The sequence below is a fragment of the Cupriavidus sp. DF5525 genome, assembly GCF_040149425.2.
GTDB classification, from domain to species: domain Bacteria; phylum Pseudomonadota; class Gammaproteobacteria; order Burkholderiales; family Burkholderiaceae; genus Cupriavidus; species Cupriavidus pickettii_A.
On record NZ_CP168265.1, the window covers coordinates 2,069,506 to 2,086,335 of the forward strand.

17 protein-coding genes are annotated in these 16,830 nt (G+C 61.5%); 12 read left to right on the forward strand and 5 right to left on the reverse strand.

The features are described 5' to 3' along the window. Position 1 precedes the first annotated feature (1 nt). From groL to ABNX08_RS09855, 5 genes are all read left to right on the forward strand, one after another. Entirely contained in the window at positions 2-1,624 is a 1,623-nt protein-coding gene (gene groL / locus ABNX08_RS09835; protein ID WP_022540318.1) for a chaperonin GroEL, read from the forward strand. 87 nt (positions 1,625-1,711) lie between these two features. Further along, positions 1,712-3,649, forward strand: a complete 1,938-nt coding sequence (gene dnaK, locus ABNX08_RS09840) for a molecular chaperone DnaK (RefSeq protein ID WP_022540317.1) — start codon at positions 1,712-1,714, stop codon at positions 3,647-3,649. Between the two features lie 413 nt (positions 3,650-4,062). Beyond that, entirely contained in the window at positions 4,063-4,626 is a 564-nt protein-coding gene (locus ABNX08_RS09845) for an Hsp20/alpha crystallin family protein (protein ID WP_022540316.1), read from the forward strand. 90 nt (positions 4,627-4,716) lie between these two features. Further along, entirely contained in the window at positions 4,717-5,325 is a 609-nt protein-coding gene (locus ABNX08_RS09850) for a plasmid pRiA4b ORF-3 family protein (protein ID WP_022540314.1), read from the forward strand. Between the two features lie 36 nt (positions 5,326-5,361). Then, a complete protein-coding gene (locus ABNX08_RS09855) occupies positions 5,362-6,756 on the forward strand; it encodes an ISKra4 family transposase (protein WP_374063664.1) in 1,395 nt (464 codons plus the stop codon). Between the two features lie 301 nt (positions 6,757-7,057). On the opposite strand, the gene ABNX08_RS09860 is transcribed toward ABNX08_RS09855, so the two are convergent. From ABNX08_RS09860 to ABNX08_RS09875, 4 genes are all read right to left on the reverse strand, one after another. Beyond that, positions 7,058-7,594: a lecithin retinol acyltransferase family protein gene (locus ABNX08_RS09860; RefSeq protein ID WP_349608214.1), complete on the reverse strand. Its 537-nt coding sequence runs from the start codon at positions 7,592-7,594 to the stop codon at positions 7,058-7,060. A gap of 190 nt (positions 7,595-7,784) precedes the next feature. After that, positions 7,785-8,240: a carboxymuconolactone decarboxylase family protein gene (locus tag ABNX08_RS09865; protein WP_349608216.1), complete on the reverse strand. Its 456-nt coding sequence runs from the start codon at positions 8,238-8,240 to the stop codon at positions 7,785-7,787. Between the two features lie 874 nt (positions 8,241-9,114). Continuing rightward, positions 9,115-9,909, reverse strand: a complete 795-nt coding sequence (locus ABNX08_RS09870) for a type IV pili methyl-accepting chemotaxis transducer N-terminal domain-containing protein (RefSeq protein WP_349608218.1) — start codon at positions 9,907-9,909, stop codon at positions 9,115-9,117. Positions 9,910-9,922: 13 nt separating this feature from the next. Next, positions 9,923-10,603, reverse strand: coding sequence for a type IV pili methyl-accepting chemotaxis transducer N-terminal domain-containing protein (locus ABNX08_RS09875; RefSeq protein WP_349608220.1), 681 nt, complete (start codon positions 10,601-10,603; stop codon positions 9,923-9,925). Positions 10,604-10,995: 392 nt separating this feature from the next. Here ABNX08_RS09875 and ABNX08_RS09880 point away from each other — a divergent pair, with 392 nt between their 5' ends. Together ABNX08_RS09880 and ABNX08_RS09885 are read left to right on the forward strand one after the other, a co-directional pair. Continuing rightward, entirely contained in the window at positions 10,996-12,114 is a 1,119-nt protein-coding gene (locus ABNX08_RS09880) for an IS630 family transposase (RefSeq protein WP_374063665.1), read from the forward strand. 136 nt (positions 12,115-12,250) lie between these two features. Then, the gene (locus ABNX08_RS09885) at positions 12,251-12,478 is read left to right on the forward strand and encodes a hypothetical protein (RefSeq protein ID WP_374063666.1); all 228 of its coding nucleotides are present in this window, start codon (positions 12,251-12,253) and stop codon (positions 12,476-12,478) included. A 138-nt stretch (positions 12,479-12,616) separates the two neighbouring features. Here ABNX08_RS09885 and ABNX08_RS09890 read toward each other — a convergent pair whose 3' ends face one another. Next, entirely contained in the window at positions 12,617-12,928 is a 312-nt protein-coding gene (locus tag ABNX08_RS09890; protein ID WP_022535047.1) for an FAD-binding oxidoreductase, read from the reverse strand. Between the two features lie 16 nt (positions 12,929-12,944). Between ABNX08_RS09890 and ABNX08_RS09895 the strand changes: the two genes are divergently transcribed. From ABNX08_RS09895 to ABNX08_RS09915, 5 genes are all read left to right on the forward strand, one after another. After that, positions 12,945-13,241, forward strand: coding sequence for a sigma factor-like helix-turn-helix DNA-binding protein (locus ABNX08_RS09895; RefSeq protein ID WP_349607261.1), 297 nt, complete (start codon positions 12,945-12,947; stop codon positions 13,239-13,241). A 409-nt stretch (positions 13,242-13,650) separates the two neighbouring features. Then, complete coding sequence (locus ABNX08_RS09900) at positions 13,651-14,463, forward strand: phytanoyl-CoA dioxygenase family protein (RefSeq protein ID WP_349607260.1); 813 nt, start codon at positions 13,651-13,653, stop codon at positions 14,461-14,463. A 72-nt stretch (positions 14,464-14,535) separates the two neighbouring features. Further along, positions 14,536-15,027 carry a hypothetical protein gene (locus tag ABNX08_RS09905; RefSeq protein ID WP_349607259.1) on the forward strand — a complete coding sequence of 164 codons (492 nt, stop codon included), beginning with the start codon at positions 14,536-14,538 and terminating at the stop codon, positions 15,025-15,027. A gap of 27 nt (positions 15,028-15,054) precedes the next feature. Beyond that, entirely contained in the window at positions 15,055-15,765 is a 711-nt protein-coding gene (locus ABNX08_RS09910) for a hypothetical protein (protein ID WP_022535051.1), read from the forward strand. Positions 15,766-15,773: 8 nt separating this feature from the next. Then, on the forward strand, positions 15,774-16,829 hold the full coding sequence (locus ABNX08_RS09915) for a hypothetical protein (protein ID WP_349607258.1): 1,056 nt from the start codon (positions 15,774-15,776) through the stop codon (positions 16,827-16,829). Position 16,830: the final 1 nt, after the last annotated feature.

Genomic DNA, 16,830 nt, shown 5'->3' on the forward strand with positions numbered 1-16,830 from the left:
CATGGCAGCCAAGGAGATCCAATTTCAGGAGTCCGCGCGCCGCCGCATCGTGGCGGGAGTCAACCTGCTGGCCAACGCGGTCAAGGTCACGCTCGGCCCCAAGGGGCGCAATGTGGTCCTCGAGCGATCGTTCGGGCCCCCGCTGATCACCAAGGATGGGGTGTCGGTCGCCAAGGAAATCGAACTGCGCGACAAGTTCGAGAACATGGGGGCCCAGTTGGTCAAGCAGGTTGCGGCCAAGACATCCGACGTGGCCGGTGACGGCACCACGACCGCCACCGTGCTGGCCCAGGCGATGGTTCAGGAGGGCATGAAGGACGTGGTGGCGGGCCTGAATCCGATCGATCTGAAGCGCGGCATGGACCTGGCCGTGAGCGCGGTCGTCGAGGCGCTGCGCAAGCTGAGCCGGCCCTGCACTACGAGCAAGGAGATCGGCCAGATCGGCGCGATCTCCGCCAACGCTGATGAGACGATCGGCAAGATCATCGCTGACGCGATGGCCAAGGTCGGCAAGGACGGGGCCATCACTATTGAAGACGGCAAGTCGCTGGAGAGCGAGCTGGAGGTGGTCGAAGGCATGCAGTTCGATCGCGGTTATCTGGCCTCTTACTTCATCAACCAGCCCGAGAAGCAATCCGTCATGCTCGAAGAGCCGTATATCCTGCTGCAGGACAAGAAGATATCGGCGATTCACGATCTGCTGCCGGTGCTCGAGGCCGTGGCCAAGACCGGCAAGCCGTTGCTCGTCGTGGCCGAAGACGTGGAAGGCGAGGCACTTGCGACCCTGGTCGTCAACTCCCTGCGCGGCACCTTCAAGGCCGCCGCAGTGAAGGCACCGGGCTTCGGCGACCGGCGCAAGGCCATGCTGGAAGACATTGCCATCCTGACCGGTGGCACGCTGATCGAGGAACAGACGGGCAAGCAGCTAAAGAATGTCGTGCTGGAAGATCTGGGGCACGCCAAGCGCGTCGAAATTGAGAAGGAGAGCACGACCCTCGTCGGCGGCGCGGGCGAACCCGCAGCAATCGAGGCCCGCATCAAGGCCATACGGCGGCAGATCGACGAGGCCACCAGCGACTACGACAAGGAGAAGTTGCAGGAGCGGGTCGCCAAGCTGGCCGGTGGCGTGGCGGTGATCCGGGTTGGCGCGGCCACCGAGGTGGAAATGAAGGAGAAGAAGGCGCGCGTCGAAGACGCCCTGCATGCCACGCGGGCCGCGGTCGAGGAAGGCATCGTTGCGGGCGGCGGCGTCGCGCTACTGCGCGCCCGCACCCAGCTTGAGCCGCTTCAAGGCGCCAACGCCGATCAGGAAGCCGGCATCCGAATCGTGCTGCGTGCCCTGGAGGAACCGCTGCGGCAGATCGCCGCCAATGCCGGCGAGGAAGCGTCGGTGGTGCTGAACCGGGTACTCGGACATGACGGCAACTTCGGCTGGAATGCGGCCACCGGTGAATACGGCGATCTGTTCGAGATGGGGGTGATCGACCCCACCAAGGTGACCCGTACCGCGCTGCAGAACGCCGCGTCCGTCGCCGGGCTGATTCTGACCACGGACGCGTCCGTGGTCGAAGTACCGAGAGACATGGGCAAAGCCGCTGCAGCGTCACCGGAGCTGGAGTATTGAAGGGACGCATAGGCGCGCGGGGGTGGTGCAGCGCACGGCTTTCGATTCACGTTTCCAACCAAGACAGCGCCCAGGCGCTTGGACATCATGAGCAAGATCATCGGCATTGACCTCGGCACTACGAACTCGTGTGTGGCGCTGATGGAAGGTAACCAGGTCAAAGTGATCGAGAACTCCGAAGGTTCACGCACGACACCGTCCATCGTCGCCTATGTGAACGACGAGGAAATCCTCGTCGGCGCACCCGCCAAGCGACAGGCCGTCACGAATCCAAAGAACACGCTGTTTGCGGTCAAGCGGCTGATCGGCCGCCGCTATGAGGAAAAGGAAGTGCAGAAGGATATCAGCCTGATGCCCTTCACGATCTTGAAGGCCGACAACGGCGACGCATGGGTCGAAGCGCAGGGCCAGAAGCTCGCCCCGCCGCAGGTCTCGGCTGAGGTGCTGCGCAAGATGAAGAAAACCGCCGAAGACTATCTCGGCGAGCCCGTCACCGAAGCCGTCATCACGGTGCCCGCCTACTTCAACGACAGCCAGCGCCAGGCGACCAAGGATGCCGGGCGCATCGCCGGGCTGGACGTCAAGCGGATCATTAATGAACCGACCGCGGCGGCGCTCGCGTTCGGCCTGGACAAGAGGGAAAGCCGCGACCGCAAGATCGCCGTGTTCGACCTTGGCGGCGGCACCTTCGACATTTCCATCATCGAGATCGCTGACGTGCAAGGCGAGAAGCAGTTCGAAGTGCTGTCGACGAACGGTGATACCTTCCTGGGCGGCGAAGACTTCGACCAGCGCATCATCGACTACATCATCGGCGAGTTCAAGAAAGACCAAGGGGTCGACTTGTCGAAGGACGTGCTGGCGCTGCAACGTCTGAAGGAAGCCGCGGAGAAGGCCAAGATCGAGCTCTCGTCGAGTCAGCAGACGGAAATCAGCCTGCCGTACATCACGGCCGACACCAGCGGGCCGCGGCATTTGAACCTGAAGCTCACACGTGCAAAGCTCGAACCTCTGGTCGAAGACCTGATCGAGCGCACGATGGAGCCGTGCCGTATCGCGATCAAGGATGCCGGTATCGCGGTCGAAAAAATCGACGACGTGATTCTGGTGGGCGGCATGACCCGCATGCCCAGGGTGCAGGAGAAGGTCAGAGCGTTCTTCGGCCGCGAGCCGCGCAAGGACGTCAACCCCGACGAGGCGGTGGCAGTGGGTGCGGCGATCCAGGGTGCGGTACTAACCGGTGAGCGCAAGGATGTGTTGTTGCTCGACGTCACCCCGCTTTCGCTCGGGATCGAGACCCTGGGCGGCGTGATGAGCAAGATGATCACCAAGAATACCACCATCCCGACCAAGTTCTCTCAGGTCTTCTCTACGGCCGACGACAACCAGGCGGCGGTAACCATCAAGGTGTACCAAGGCGAACGCGAGATCGTTACGGGCAATAAGATGCTGGGCGAGTTCAATCTGGAGGGCATTGCGCCGGCGCCGCGGGGCATGCCGCAGATCGAGGTGACGTTTGACATCGACGCCAATGGCATTCTGCACGTGTCGGCGAAGGACAAGGCCACCGGCAAGGAGAACCGGATCACCATCAAGGCTAACTCGGGCCTGTCTGAAGGCGAGATCCAGCGCATGGTACATGACGCCGAGGCTCATGCTGATGAAGACCATCGACAGCGGGAGTTGGTCGATGCGCGCAACCACGGTGACGCGCTGGCACACAGTTCGCGTAAGGCGTTAGCCGAATACGGCGAGAAGCTGGATGCGGGCGAGAAGGAGAAGATCGAATCCGCAATCAGGGACCTTGAGGCGGCACTGAGGACCTCCGACAAGACCGAGATCGAGGCCAGGACGCAGGCCCTGGCCACGGCCTCGCTGAAACTCGGTGAAAAGGTCTATGCGGACATCCAGGCTCAGCCGGGCACTGGCTCCGGTCGCGCCGCGGACGCGAAAGAGGCGAGCGCCGAGAAGAAAGGCGAGGACGTGGAGGATGTTGAGTTCAAAGAAGCGGGCGCCAAGCAGTAAATTAGCCGACGTCCGTCAAACTTGGGGTGCCTTCAAGAAACGGTTTTTTTCGTACGTTTGCGGCCTCTGTCGGGGTTTCTTGTAATGATTTCGCGGCCGGCATATACGGCGAAGAACACGCCTAAGTGGCTGCGACAGCCAGGGGCTTGTCAAACCGGTTAGCAACGACTGACGCCTTCGCATAGAACCGAAGACCAACCCCTACGGCTGTCATAACGTACCGAAAATATACCGGTCCTGCTTTCTGCAACTGCCATCTGCGAGATGTCTTCAGGGAGTTTTCCCCGTGCGCTATTCATGTACCGTCAGGAAACCGCACATCAGGGGGTTCCTACGGTCAATAGATCATCGACGATGCGGCTGACACCAACTGGAATCCGGTTCTCCTGCCAGACCTCTTAGAGGAGGATACGATGAACACCGACCCGAAAAAGTGGAATCTCTTCAAGTTCCTTCGCGGGGCGGCCCGCAAGTCCGATGGGGACAGCCCGGAAAGCACGCCGGCGAGCGAACAATGGCGCGCCTCCTTGCCTGACATTCCGCGACTGTTCTCACGCGAACCGTGGCGCGCAGTGGAGGAGTTCTTTCATGACCCGTTTGCCGGCCGTGGTGCACTCGAGCGATGGTTTGGCGACTTCAGTTCATCGCGCTTCCAGCCGCGCATCGACGTGGTCGACGAAGGGCAGGTGCTGCGCGTGACCGCCGAATTGCCAGGGATGGATCGCGAAGACCTGAACGTGAGCGTCGAGGACGGGGCGATCGTGCTGCGCGGCGAGAAAAAGCAGGACGTGCGCAGCGAGGAAGATGGCTGCTACCGGCTAGAGCGCGCCTATGGAAACTTCGTGCGCACGATTCCCATGCCGGAAAACGCCGACCCCGATCACACCCTGGCAAAGTTTGACAATGGTGTGCTCACGTTGACCGTGCCGAAATCAGAGCCGGCGCGATCCGCGAGTCGCACGATCGATATTGGCTAGGGCAAGCAGGCAAGAAAGGAAAGCGCGCCAAAACGGGGGCTGACGGCCGGACCGCTACTAAGAGGCCAATGAGGCACCTACAATGCGCGCATGGCTCCCGATCCTGGACCGGCGATCTCCGTCCTTCAACTTCGAATTGCTCTGCGCGGCCTGAGTCCGCCGGTTTGGCGGCGCGTCCTCGTTCCCGAGCACTTGACACTCGGGCGATTGCACCATGTCATCCAGGTCGTCATGGGCTGGGCCGACGAACACCTGCACACGTTCAGCATTCGTGGCAGGCGTTACGGCGAAGCTCAGGAGGGCGTCTTGCAGTTCTGCACAGTCGCCAGCGAACTGCCGCTGACCGCGTTTCATCTCCGCGAACACGAAGGCTTCGTCTATGTGTATGACTTCAACGCGTGGTGGCGCCACGAGATACGCCTGGAGCGGCGTATGCTGCGGCAACGGCCTGGCCAGTTGCCCCGTTGCGTGGCGGGTTGCGGGCCATGCCCGCCCGAGGACATTGGCGGAATCGAGAGGTATCTGGAGGCCAGGGACGAACACAGTGAATATGAGTTCGTCGATTGGATCGAGTCACTGCGCGAAGGGCCAATCGTGCTGGAAGACCTGCGCGACGAGGTCGATGGGTGGCTGATTTGGCTGGATCGTCGCTTTGATCGTCGGATCGTCAATGATCGGCTGCGAGAGCTCGAGGGGTAGACTGGTCGCCGCAGCTTCGAAGGAAGGAGGGCGGCCATGCGTATCAGCTTGCAACTCGTCGTGCAGGACGATGGAGGCGCGCCAGCCACCGTCACCGAGATAGCCCAGTTCGAGAGAGATGGCCTTGATGTGGGCTCGCTGGGGCTGCATCTGCAGGAGGCGAAATCATTGCTGGGCCGGCTGCAGCGCACGATGGTCACGGCACAGGTGGCCGAGGCAGTTGCCCGGACCAGCGTTTGTCCCACGTGCGGGGCGCAGCTGGCTTGCAAGGGCCACCATCACTTGGTTTTCCGTAGCGCGTTCGGACGGCTGTCGATTGACAGTCCGAGGCTGTACCCCTGCCGGCAGTGCCAGGGCGACGCACCTAGCTTCAGTCCGGTCGCTAACTGCTTGCCTGAGCGGGTCAGTCCAGAACTGCAGTATCTCGAGGTGAAGTTTGCAGCGTTGATGTCGTATGGTCTGACCGTCAACGTCCTGCAGGAATTATTGCCGCTCGATCATGTACTGGCAGCCAGCTCGATCCGGCGCCAGGTCACCACGCTCGGTCGCCGGCTGGAAGCGGAGCAGGCCACTGACGCCCGGCAGCAGACGGAGGTGGCCGCGAGCGTCGGTTCGTCCGAGGTCCCGGAGCCCAGTCCGGTCCGCGCGGTCGGCATTGACGGCGGCTACCTTCGCTGGGCCGGCCACCGGCGCCGCCAGGATGGCTGGTTTGAAGTGATCGTCGGAAAGTCCCTGCGGGATCAGGATGGCGGGCATAGTTTTGCCTACGTGCACAAGCTGGAGCGTCGACCGGCCGATCGTATGTGGAACTTCCTGCTACGAGAAGGTGTGCAACCAAGTCAGCCGGTCACCTTCCTGTCGGACGGCGGGGATACCGTACGGTTTGCCCAACTCGGCTTTGGTGACCGCGGTGAGTACGTTCTCGATTGGTTCCACATCGCCATGCGGGTACAGAACCTCGAACAGATGATCAAGGGCCGGCCGGCCCACGGCGGCCCCAGCAACGCGGAATTGATCAAGGCGCTGCATAGCTCCAAGTGGCACCTGTGGCACGGCTGCCCCTATCCGGCGTTGCGCCGACTGGAAAGCCTGGGCTGGGATCTGGACGCTGAGGCCAGCCCCGAGGAGGCCAAACTCCTTGGCAAGCTCGAGGAGTTCATTGTCTACTTGGACAACAACCGGTACTTCATCGTGAACTACGGTGACCGCTATCGGCATGGCGAGCCCATTGCCTCAGGTTTTGTCGAGTCAGCCGTCAACCAGGTGGTCAGCAAGCGGTTCGTCAAACGGCAGCAGATGGCTTGGCGGCCTCGGTACGCGCACAACCTACTGCAAATCCGGACCGAGGTGCTCAATAACCAGCTACGTTCTTACGTTGAACGCTGGTATCCCTCCATCGCCGGAGAAGAAGACCACCGCCTTGCCGCTTAGTCAGCCCCCGGTTTGGCGCGGTCTCCGTCAGCTGGCGGAACTGCGCACCCAATTCTCGACGGAGCTCGAGCGCGCACGCGAGCAAGTGGCCATCGCCCAGGAGCGCGCCGAAGCCAGGCTCGTTTGTTTCCACAAGCCAGTGGAACCCATGGATACTGCAGCGGGCCAGATTTAAGTCTGGCGGCCAGGATGGGGCCGCCAGGCATCCGGGTTTAGTGATGACGGCGCGAAGCCCGAGATCGTGATGCACCATTCCCTTGGCCGAGGGCACACGTGCGCACCACCTGCTCCACGAGCTCAACTACATCGGAGCGCAGCGCAACCGTCCCGCCTCCGGACTTTCGCCGCCAAACGCTGCAGCGGTATTCCACCAATCTGGAAGCATGCAGGCGATCAGGCGTAGTCCGCTTAGCGGATGAACCATGCAATGCTGCACTTGTTCGCTGCGGCTCTCGCCGTACAGGCACCACATGCAGAAGTGTTCGCAGTTGTTGGTGAACAGGCAATATCGGTCCTCGCCCAGGCGGGAGCGGGCGCGCCGGACAGCGTCGGTCGCGCTGTACCGCGCCGTTGGCGAAGGCAGCACGATGATGCCCTGATCGTCGGCGAATGCTTCCAATGTCAGCGCTTCGACCGGTCCTCGTTGCTGCCGATGCCAGTAGCCCGCGTAGTGAACCACCATGCCGTCACCGACATAGATGCCGTGGTGGGCGTAGCATTTGCGCGGAGAGATGAGATGCGCACCGAGCGGTGGCTCTGGATCTGGCGCTCGGAATGCGCAGGTTGCCACGTCGGCCGCTGGCTGGACCAGCTTTGCAATTTCACCCGTGGAAGTCATTTCAATCTCTCTGATTCTGGCTGGAGTCTGCGACGTCCGCTAACGGCATAGGGCATGCCAAGGACACTGATTGCGAACCTCGAGGGTCCCGAGTTGCACGGAAGAGATGGAATGCGACTACTTCCTTCTCCAACCAGGCGGCAGCAAAATGCAGGGGCCAGGAAGCTGGCCTCTGTTTCACAATGGCTGGTTAGCCCTTGCCCAAGTCTTCGACCAGCGGGGAGCGGCGGAAGCTGATTGCGAGGCGATTGAGTGCATTCATCAGGCTGATCGCCATCGTCAGGTCAGCGAGTTCCTTTTCGCTGAAGACTGCTGCGGCCGCGCGGAAGGCGTCATCAGGGACATAAGTTTTAGAGACGCGCGTCACAGATTCAGCCCATGCAAGCGCTGCCTTTTCGCGGTCACTGAAGAGAGCGCCTGCTTCCTGCCAGACTCGCACGAGCGCGAGCTTTCCGATCGACACGCCTTTCTTCACCAGGTCGCGCGTGTGCATGTCCAGGCAGTACTTGCAGCCATTGATCTGGCTTACGCGCAGATAGACCAGCTCCACGAGAACATCATCAAGTCCGGACTGCAGGATGTATCCGTAGACACTGCCGAACGCCTTTACGCCGCCCGGAGACGCTTTTGTATAGTCCAGCCTCATTTCGAACTCCTTTCGCAAGTCGTCAGTTCCTTGTCGTCGCTATCCACGACAAACACGGCCAGCAGTTTGGCGGGCACCTGCTTACGCGAGCCAAGGCAGCGATTTGCTCGGCGCCCCCGAAGCCTTGCTTGCCTCATTTGCAGTGCCCGTGTCACTGGTGTAACCCGGCGGAGCAGAGACTCCCCTCAGGTCTTGACCTGCGAGCAGTTTGTCCTTCGTGCTGTTGATGTGGCTCAGTGGCGCCGATCTACCTTTCAGGTCATGGCCGGCCGTCAGCGGACGACTTGTTACCCACGCCGATTCGGCCGCTGACGCCCACGCGGTAACGCCAGCGGACAGGATCGCAGTGGCGCAAAGTGCGCTAATCAATCGGATCTGATTCATGATGAACTTCCTTCGTTTATAACTACGATCAACATAGTCGTAGTAACGATAGTAGATCTTGCATCGAAGTGCAAGTCATGAGCGCAGGTCGGCGGGTGGCAGGCGACAGGAGAAACCTTGCGTGTGAAAGCTACGACTCATAAAATCGCAGTTTTGCACGCGTATGAAGGTCGCGCGCCCGGTCTGCTACCGCAACGCCGAGGGGCTCAAGATCCGTCCTTATGCTCTGCAGCACATGATTGCGAATCCCGGCCGACTCTCGAGTGGAGCCGGAGGATCGTCAGCTGATGGAGCCGCATACTCAATTCCCAAGCGAGTAAGAACGGTGCGCGAGCAGGTGGCTATCGCGCCGCAGTGAACGGAGGCCGTCCTAGCCTCACTCAAGAAGGCACAACGCGAGACATCCACAGGCAGGCGGAGTGCGCGCGGTAGTCCGCACTGGTCGTGTCTCCTGTATGCGAGCGGCCTGAAAGTCCGTGACAGCAGCAGGCTACTTGAGCGTGAGCTCGTACATGCCAGTGACGTCGTCCATCACCTGAAGAATTCGCTCGCTGGTCGTGGCAATGTTTCTCAACTGCTCCGCTCGACTGACGCCAGTTTGACTGAGCGCCTCTTTAAAGAACAGCCACTGAGAACCGGCAAGCTGCAGTTCGCCTCGGATTGCTGCAGTGTTTTGTGGTGCCGATGTCAGCAGTTCCTGCGCGGCGCCGAATTCGGTGGTAGCCGTGTCCAGCTCCTGTGTCATCTGGGGGGAGGTGATACCCCAGGCGCGTAACATGCTGATCTTGGCGATTCTCTGCGAGAGCATTCGCTGGCGGCCGGCAACGTTGATCAGCTTTGCCGTAGTGGTGCCGGAGAATCTCTCCAGCTGTACGGTACCCTGTTGTGCAAGCTTCAGTACCTCCTCGCTCATCCTGGCGATTGTCTTCCCGTTCTCGAGATTCGGTTCGCTGCTGGACAGCAACTGCTTATAGGAAATCCACGCGTGCTCGAGTCTCGCGTAGGTGTCCTTGATCTCCGACGTAGGCGCGTACGCCTGCAGATCCTTGAGTTGCTTGTCGAAGAGCGCGACTGACTGCTCCAGGATCCGCCTGGCTCGTTCGACTTCAACACCGAGGCCAGCCTGGCAATAGGCCTTGGCCATGCGCTGGGACAGCATGCGCTGGCGGCCCGCTTTGTTGATGGCCGAGTTAATGGTCAGTGTTTCGGCCGATGCGGTTCCGGCCAAGGCAAGCGCCAGGACGCTGCAGACGAGCAGGCAAGCGACACTGAGGTAACGTTTCAAGGCAGTCTCCGCATCAGTGTCCGACGGAATTCTTCTGCGCGCCGTTCGAGCCAACGACGTGGCGGATCAACTGATCCATTTCCTTGATGATGCCCGCCAGCACTTCCGTGATCACCGAGAACTCCTTGCCGTACTGCCCGGCCCGCGCCGCCGAGACGCGCCCATTCATTGCGACGATGTTCGCCTGCATCGAAATACTGCTGAGGCGCTCGACGAGGTCGGTCTGGCGCTTGCGAACCGTGACTTCGCAACGGTGCATTTCCTCCTGATAGGCCTGCGTAACGGTCTGCAGCAGTTCAAGTATTGGTGTGGCCTGCGCGACCAGCGCATCGAGCGCTGAGGCACGCCGGCTGGTTTCGGCTGTCGGTGCGTCTATTGCTGTCCTGACCTGGCCAATGAATTCGCGGATACGTGCATCGGCCCGTGCATTGCCAAAGTACAACTGCTGCAAGGGACCGGAGAATACGCCGGGCAACCGCTCATTGCCCTTCACGAGATCCGAATGCGCCGACTCGAACATCGCCAGGCACCTCCGGACGATATCGAGCGCCGCAGGATCGCCGCGCGAAGCGAGCAGCATATGAAGGACGATCCGTTGCGACAGCATGCGCTGCCTTCCGGACAAGTTGATCAACGTACCGATGGTCTCGGCCGACACTTCGGCCTGGGGTAGCGGGGTAGAGGAAGCGTTCATGCCATGCCTTGCAGGGGAGTGTTGACGCAGACGCGCGCCGCGCTGACTGGAAAATCAAGCGCCCGATGCCAGAGCAGACCGGTTCCCGGCAGGCGGTCATTTCGCTTCGCGGCGCCGTTGCACCGTACGCCTTCTTCGGAACGTGTCATCGTGACTTGTCAATTTGTTTCAAGGCCATTGGCCTGTGTGCCCCAAACGCAATATGTGTGCCATACCTCACGCAAGTCGCGGAGGGGCTGAGGCGCAGGGAGCAAAGGGCCCGGCGCACTAGTCTGGTGCCTGATGGTGCATAACGATGCGTGCGCTGGGAGAAGTTCTGCAAGGGCGGCGAGGCGACTTCGCTAGTGTAGCGTTCTGTTCTTGATGGAACTTATATGAATTCGGCGTCTCCAATGCCCTACTGCGATACAGCGTGGAGAGAGCGAGTGCGAGTTGCCCCCGAGATCATGTTGACCGACGAGGAGCGAACCAAGTTGACGAGGCTGGTTCGGTCGAAGCTCACGAGCGTGAGGCTGGCGCAGCGCGCGCGCATTGTGCTGCTGGCCGCCAACGGATTGCAGAACAAGGACATCGCCGAGCAGTTGGGAGTCGGACGCGTGCAGGTCTCGCGTTGGCGTGAGCGGTATGCGCAATCGGGGCTGGCCGGTATCGAACGCGACTTGCCGCGCGGTGCGCCGCCGGTGAAGGTGGACACGGCGCGGCTGGTGGAGCTGACCACTCAAACGAAGCCCGTGGCGGCCACGCACTGGAGCACGCGCAAGATGGCCGCCGAGTTGGGCGTGAGCGCCAGCACCGTCATGCGCCATTGGCACGCCCACGGGTTGAAGCCGCACATCGTGCGCGGCTTCAAGGTCTCGCGCGATCCGCGGTTCGTCGAGAAGCTTGAAGACATCGTTGGCCTCTACATGTCGCCACCCGAGCACGCGCTGGTGCTGTGCTGCGATGAGAAGAGCCAGGTGCAGGCGCTGGATCGCACGCAGCCCGGCTTGCCGTTGAAGAAGGGACGTGCGGCCACCATGACGCACGACTACAAGCGCAACGGCACGACCACGCTGTTTGCCGCGCTCAACGTGCTCGATGGCCAGGTCATCGCCCAGTGCCAGCAGCGCCACCGCCATACCGAGTGGCTGAAGTTCCTGCGCAAGATCGACCGCGAGACGCCCAAGGACAAAACGCTGCATCTGATCGCCGACAACTACGCCACCCACAAGCATCCTGCGGTGCAAGACTGGCTGGCCAAGCATCCGCGCATCAACATGCACTTCACGCCCACCTCGGCGTCATGGCTGAACATGGTCGAGCGGTTCTTTCGCGACATCACGACCGAGCGACTTCGCCGCGGCGTATTCACCAGCGTGCCGGAACTGGTCGACGCCATCAACGAGTACATCGCTCACCACAACACCAACCCCAAGCCGTTCATCTGGACCAAGAGCGCTCGCGACATCCTACAGAAGGTCATTCGCGCCAACCGCCGCTTAAGTTCCAAACAGAATGGAACATTGCACTAGAATAGGCACTTCGATCGTGTTTCCACACGAGTGTCTGGATTGCGGCGGGTCAGAGGATCGCAGCGATGCCCTGGCGATCGGCTGTTGTCCTGTGCCCCCATATGAAGTTGAAATGACAAAGACGAAAATCTCGATCATGGCATTCGTGCTTGCCGCCGTCAGTTCGTTGGCGCATGCGAGCCTGGCCACGGATGCTCGGGCGTTCAAGAATGGCGTCAAGACAGCAGGAAAGCAGACCGGGCATGCTGTGCGCGATGCCGCGCACGCGGTGGGCCGTGGTGCGAAGGGTGCCGGCCACACCGTGGCTGGCGCAACAAGGAACGGCTATCACGCGACGAAAAGGGCGGTGACAGGGCACGAATAGAGGTCGCGACCCGCTAACGAGCCTTGGGCCGGATACGCAACGGCATCACACCGCCGCGCTGTCAGCTCGGGCGCGCCATTTCCTGGGTCACCTCGGATTTTTTCCGCACGCCACGCAGCATCTCGCCTACGATGCCTGTTACGCCCGAACCCGCGAGAGCCTGAACGCGTGGTGCCCGACCGTGGGCGCGATGCCCTGCACCAGCTGGGCCAGCAACTCGCCGGCGGCGGGGCCAGTGCCAAATCCGTGGCCGCTGAACCCCATGCCAATGAAGAAGCCGGGAAGGGAGTCCACTGCCGAGATGACTGGCAGGGCGTCGGGGGTGACATCCATCATGCCGCCCCAGGCCTGGACCACCTGGGCGCCTCCGAAGACGGGGAACGCCCGCTGCAGTTGACGGAGCGCGGCGAATACGGAGTTGGTGTTGGGTCCGGGGTCGCCTGAAGCCACGGCCGAACGCGGTCAGGTGCGCGAGCTCTTGCAGGCTGCGGTCGAAATGTTGCCGGCAATCGACCGCTGCGTTTTCATGCTTCGGGCCGTCGAAGACATGAGCGTGGAGGAAACGGCTTATTGCCTTGGCGTAAGCGGTGACGTGGTCAAGACGCGCTTCCTCCGGGCCCGCACAATGCTGCGCGAATCCCTGGCTGAAGAGGTAAATCCCTATCTGCAAAGCACGTTCAGTGTTGCGGGCCCACGCTGCGACGCGGTGGTCAATCACGTGCTCGCCGCCCTTCGCGTGCGCGGGCTCTTCCGTCCGCATTGACGACCATTCGCCGCGAGAAGTTTCACGGGACCGGCACCGGGCGGAACAGTTTCGACCATCGGAAAAAGCGCGCAGTCGGCCGATGCCGCCGAAAGTGTAGAAGGTGCGGAAAAGCTGACGTGAGCAACTTCTAATTGCTTGCCGGTCCGCACCATCTAGCATTCTGAGAACGCCCGTGCTCGGTGCACCGGATCCTGATCCTGACGCGGACAATTGCGGATTCTTTTTCTCCCTTTCGGCGCACTGTTTCATCGATGTAACGAAGTAACACCGCCGCAGATCTGATCTTGAAAGCCGTACGTTGCGCTTTGTTTTTGGCGCCATATAGTGACTCTGCCTGGCGAGATCAGCGTCTTCTTGACGCCCTGATTGCCGGACCAGTCAACCCAGGGTACCGTGGGAGCGCGACATGAGACGTGTATTCAAATCGGCAGAGCATAACGAAACGTTCCTCGACGAGGGGGCCGTTCTCGCGCAACTCCTGACTGGAGAGGAAGTGCGTGCATTGCAGCGCTTTTATTGGAATGAGGCGCCATCCTCGGAACTTGGGTTTCATGCGACGATGTTCAGTGACGATGCGGAATATCGCGCGCGCGTCGACGCAAAGATAAAAGAATATCTCGCTCCGCGTCTCGCAATGTTTCTCGATGACTATCGCTGTGTTGTCGGAAATTTTGTCGTTAAGGAGCATAGCCGTTCGGGAACCGAGGTTTCCCTCCATCAGGACTGGACCTTTGTCGATGAGCGCTTGATGCGCTCGGTCAATGTCTGGTGTCCTCTCATCGACACCGACGCCTCGAACGGCGGGCAATCGATCTTCAAAGGCAGCCACCGCATCGTCGACGTTCTGCGTGGGCCCTATTTTCCGAACCCCTTCGTGACGCTTGCCGAGACGATCGTGGAAAAGTATCTGATGGACGTTCCACTGCGCGCGGGACAGGCGATTATCTACGATCACGCGCTGGTCCATGCTACGCCACCGAACCGGAGCCGGCAGACGCGCGTCGCGGCGAACATGGTGCTGGTTCCCAGCGAGGCGCAACTGCTTCACTGCTATCTCGAGCAAGGCGCCCCACGCGCCAGGCCAGAGCTGTTCGCCGTCGACGACGAGTTTTTCCTTCACAACAAGATCGGCGATCGGCCAGGCGGACGCTTCCTCGGTTATGTCGATAACGCCATTCCGGCCATCGCCCTCGAACAGTTGCCGCTCGTCCCGGCGTGACGCAGTCCAGCCGGCTGTCGCACCCGGCTCACGGGCAAATATCCCAACGTTGCGACAAAGGAGTCGTACGCAATGACTAACGAGCAAATGGAAAATTTCCTCGCCATCGGCGAGCAGTTGGGGCATAGCCGATCCCACCTCCTGGCGCGCGGTTCACAGACTTCAACGGTAACGGTGACAAATATCGAGCAGCTCCGCGCCCTGGTGCGTCCGCGCAACCCGCAACATTTGCAGGACCGCGAAGCCGATATCAGCCAGCGTTCTGCGGGGAGGCCAAGGACGCTTGCGGAACACATCGAATCGTACCTGTACGGCCAGGGCGAGCTTTCCACCTCGCATGTGAACGCGGCGAACGCCGGACTGCCGGTGAACGTGCGCCTTGTGTCCGATGGACTCTTTACGATGCCGCACGGCGAAACCGTGATCGGACCCAGCGTCGATCCCACCGTCTGGAATTACGGAACGTTGAATTTCTACAGCGATTCCGTTCTGACGGTGAAGAACACGTACTTCACCCTTAACGTGCAGAACCTGGTGATGCAATACGTGGACCCCAAACAGTAGCCAGCACGGATTGAACGGGAGACTCATATGCCTACCTATGGAATCGGAATCATGGGCGCGGTTCAGAATCCGCCGCCCAAGCCCGCGAAACAACCCCAGGGAAATACGCCGCCGCAGGCAAAGGAAGGAAAGTGTGTCTGGGGTGATTCGCATTGCATGCAAGACGGGCAGAACGGCGGCGATGGTGCAATGGGCAACGCTGGAACGAACGGTACCAACGGCGTCCAGGGCCTTGGCGCGCTTACCGCGCAACTCAATATCACTACCCTGACAGGTTTCCTCGTCGTGGCGTCGCAAGGCGGTCCCGGGCAGGATGGCGGTCCGGGAGGGGATGGCGCCGATGGCGGAAATGGTGGTCAGGGCGGTAACGGACCCTCGTGCCAGGCCATCGGCTGTAGCGCGGGCAACGGTGGAAACGGGGCCAACGGCGCCGCCGGCGGGAATGGTGGCAACGGTGGCAATGGCGGCAACGCGCAGAAAGTCACGATCAACATCCCGTTGGCCGGGGGCGGCACGATTTCCACCAATCCGGTGGCCGGTATTGTCGGGCAAGGTGGTATCGGCGGCCTTGGAGGCAACGTCGGTGCGGGCGGCGAGCCAGGAACGCACGGGTACGGCGGGCACGACGGGAAGCGGGGTTCGCCGGGCACAACAGCGGGCGCGCGCGGAAATCCGGGCAATCCGGGCACCACGATGGGCAACATTGGCATCATTGCCATTGTGCCGCCTCGCAGCTGACTGCCGTCATGCCGGTGCTGGGTGCGATCCCGATGGCGCCTTACACGGACCGCATGTTTCGTGGGCTGTTCGGCGCCGTGGCATCACTTCTACCGGAGGGGGCAGTACATGCACGCCAGGTCGCGGAGATCCTGCTTCATCATCCTCGGGTCGATGCCGAAGCGGCGCACCCGCGCTCCGATCTTAACGTCAACGGCTCGCCGCTTCAGTTGCTGTTGTCGGCCAGGCCGGCACGTTGGGAAGCCCGTCTTATCGCAGATCCGGCGTTCTATGAAGCGGATCCGCTGGTCCGTTGGCAAAAGAGCCTGGCGGCGCTGGAGGCAACGCTCCGCGCGACCGGCGCTGAAGGACTACGAGAACTGGTTCGACTGACGGTGGCGGCTGTCATACCGCAGGATGAGCCGGCGCTCCGCCAGTACCCGACCGGCATGATCCGCCTGGCTGCGGGACTCACTTCGCGCGGCGCCGCAGTCTATATGGGGGCGCCGCATCGGGTGGACCGCTGGGACGTGGCACGGAGATGGGCCGCTTGCGTGCTCGGCTCGGCGGATCCGGCACATGCGCTGATCGGTCGGCTTGAGCCGAATGCGGCAGTCTTCGGCATGGGTGTGGAAGGGGTGAGCCTGCCGCACGCGCGGGCGAAGCTGTACTGGCGCTTGCGGAAGTCCGTCCCGATCGACGCGTTCGACATGCCTTGGCTTGCCAGCCCGGCGATGTCCCGCTTTCTCGCCGCGGTACTTGGCGACGGGAGCATACCCCTGAACGCGCTCACGTTCTCCGCTGCGTTTGACGTCGCGGATGGCACGCTGACGGATGTAAAGGCCGATGTGTGCGTCGCGAACGCAGGTCTCGGCCTGCGCGATGCGCTGCATTGTGTCAACGAGCAAGCCGCACTGCTCGGCCTGTCGCCTCGGCCGCTCGACCGATGCAGTGAAGTTCTCGAGCAACATCACGTCGATATCGGCTGTCTGGGGCTGGGTAGCGACAGTCGCGGCACGCACCGCCTCAATATTTACCTGCACCAGCGATACCCGGCCCCCAGGATTCCTCGAACTGACAGGTAGT

Excerpts from the sequence above, each read along its gene's own strand:
- groL (WP_022540318.1), top strand. The coding sequence starts at position 2 with ATGGCAGCCAAGGAGATCCAATTTCAGGAGTCCGCGCGCCGCCGCATC.
- dnaK (WP_022540317.1), top strand. The coding sequence starts at position 1,712 with ATGAGCAAGATCATCGGCATTGACCTCGGCACTACGAACTCGTGTGTG.
- ABNX08_RS09845 (WP_022540316.1), top strand. The coding sequence starts at position 4,063 with ATGAACACCGACCCGAAAAAGTGGAATCTCTTCAAGTTCCTTCGCGGG.
- ABNX08_RS09850 (WP_022540314.1), top strand. The coding sequence starts at position 4,717 with ATGGCTCCCGATCCTGGACCGGCGATCTCCGTCCTTCAACTTCGAATT.
- ABNX08_RS09855 (WP_374063664.1), top strand. The coding sequence starts at position 5,362 with ATGCGTATCAGCTTGCAACTCGTCGTGCAGGACGATGGAGGCGCGCCA.
- ABNX08_RS09860 (WP_349608214.1), bottom strand. The coding sequence starts at position 7,594 with ATGACTTCCACGGGTGAAATTGCAAAGCTGGTCCAGCCAGCGGCCGAC.
- ABNX08_RS09865 (WP_349608216.1), bottom strand. The coding sequence starts at position 8,240 with ATGAGGCTGGACTATACAAAAGCGTCTCCGGGCGGCGTAAAGGCGTTC.
- ABNX08_RS09875 (WP_349608220.1), bottom strand. The coding sequence starts at position 10,603 with ATGAACGCTTCCTCTACCCCGCTACCCCAGGCCGAAGTGTCGGCCGAG.
- ABNX08_RS09880 (WP_374063665.1), top strand. The coding sequence starts at position 10,996 with ATGCCCTACTGCGATACAGCGTGGAGAGAGCGAGTGCGAGTTGCCCCC.
- ABNX08_RS09885 (WP_374063666.1), top strand. The coding sequence starts at position 12,251 with ATGGCATTCGTGCTTGCCGCCGTCAGTTCGTTGGCGCATGCGAGCCTG.
- ABNX08_RS09900 (WP_349607260.1), top strand. The coding sequence starts at position 13,651 with ATGAGACGTGTATTCAAATCGGCAGAGCATAACGAAACGTTCCTCGAC.
- ABNX08_RS09905 (WP_349607259.1), top strand. The coding sequence starts at position 14,536 with ATGACTAACGAGCAAATGGAAAATTTCCTCGCCATCGGCGAGCAGTTG.
- ABNX08_RS09910 (WP_022535051.1), top strand. The coding sequence starts at position 15,055 with ATGCCTACCTATGGAATCGGAATCATGGGCGCGGTTCAGAATCCGCCG.
- ABNX08_RS09915 (WP_349607258.1), top strand. The coding sequence starts at position 15,774 with ATGCCGGTGCTGGGTGCGATCCCGATGGCGCCTTACACGGACCGCATG.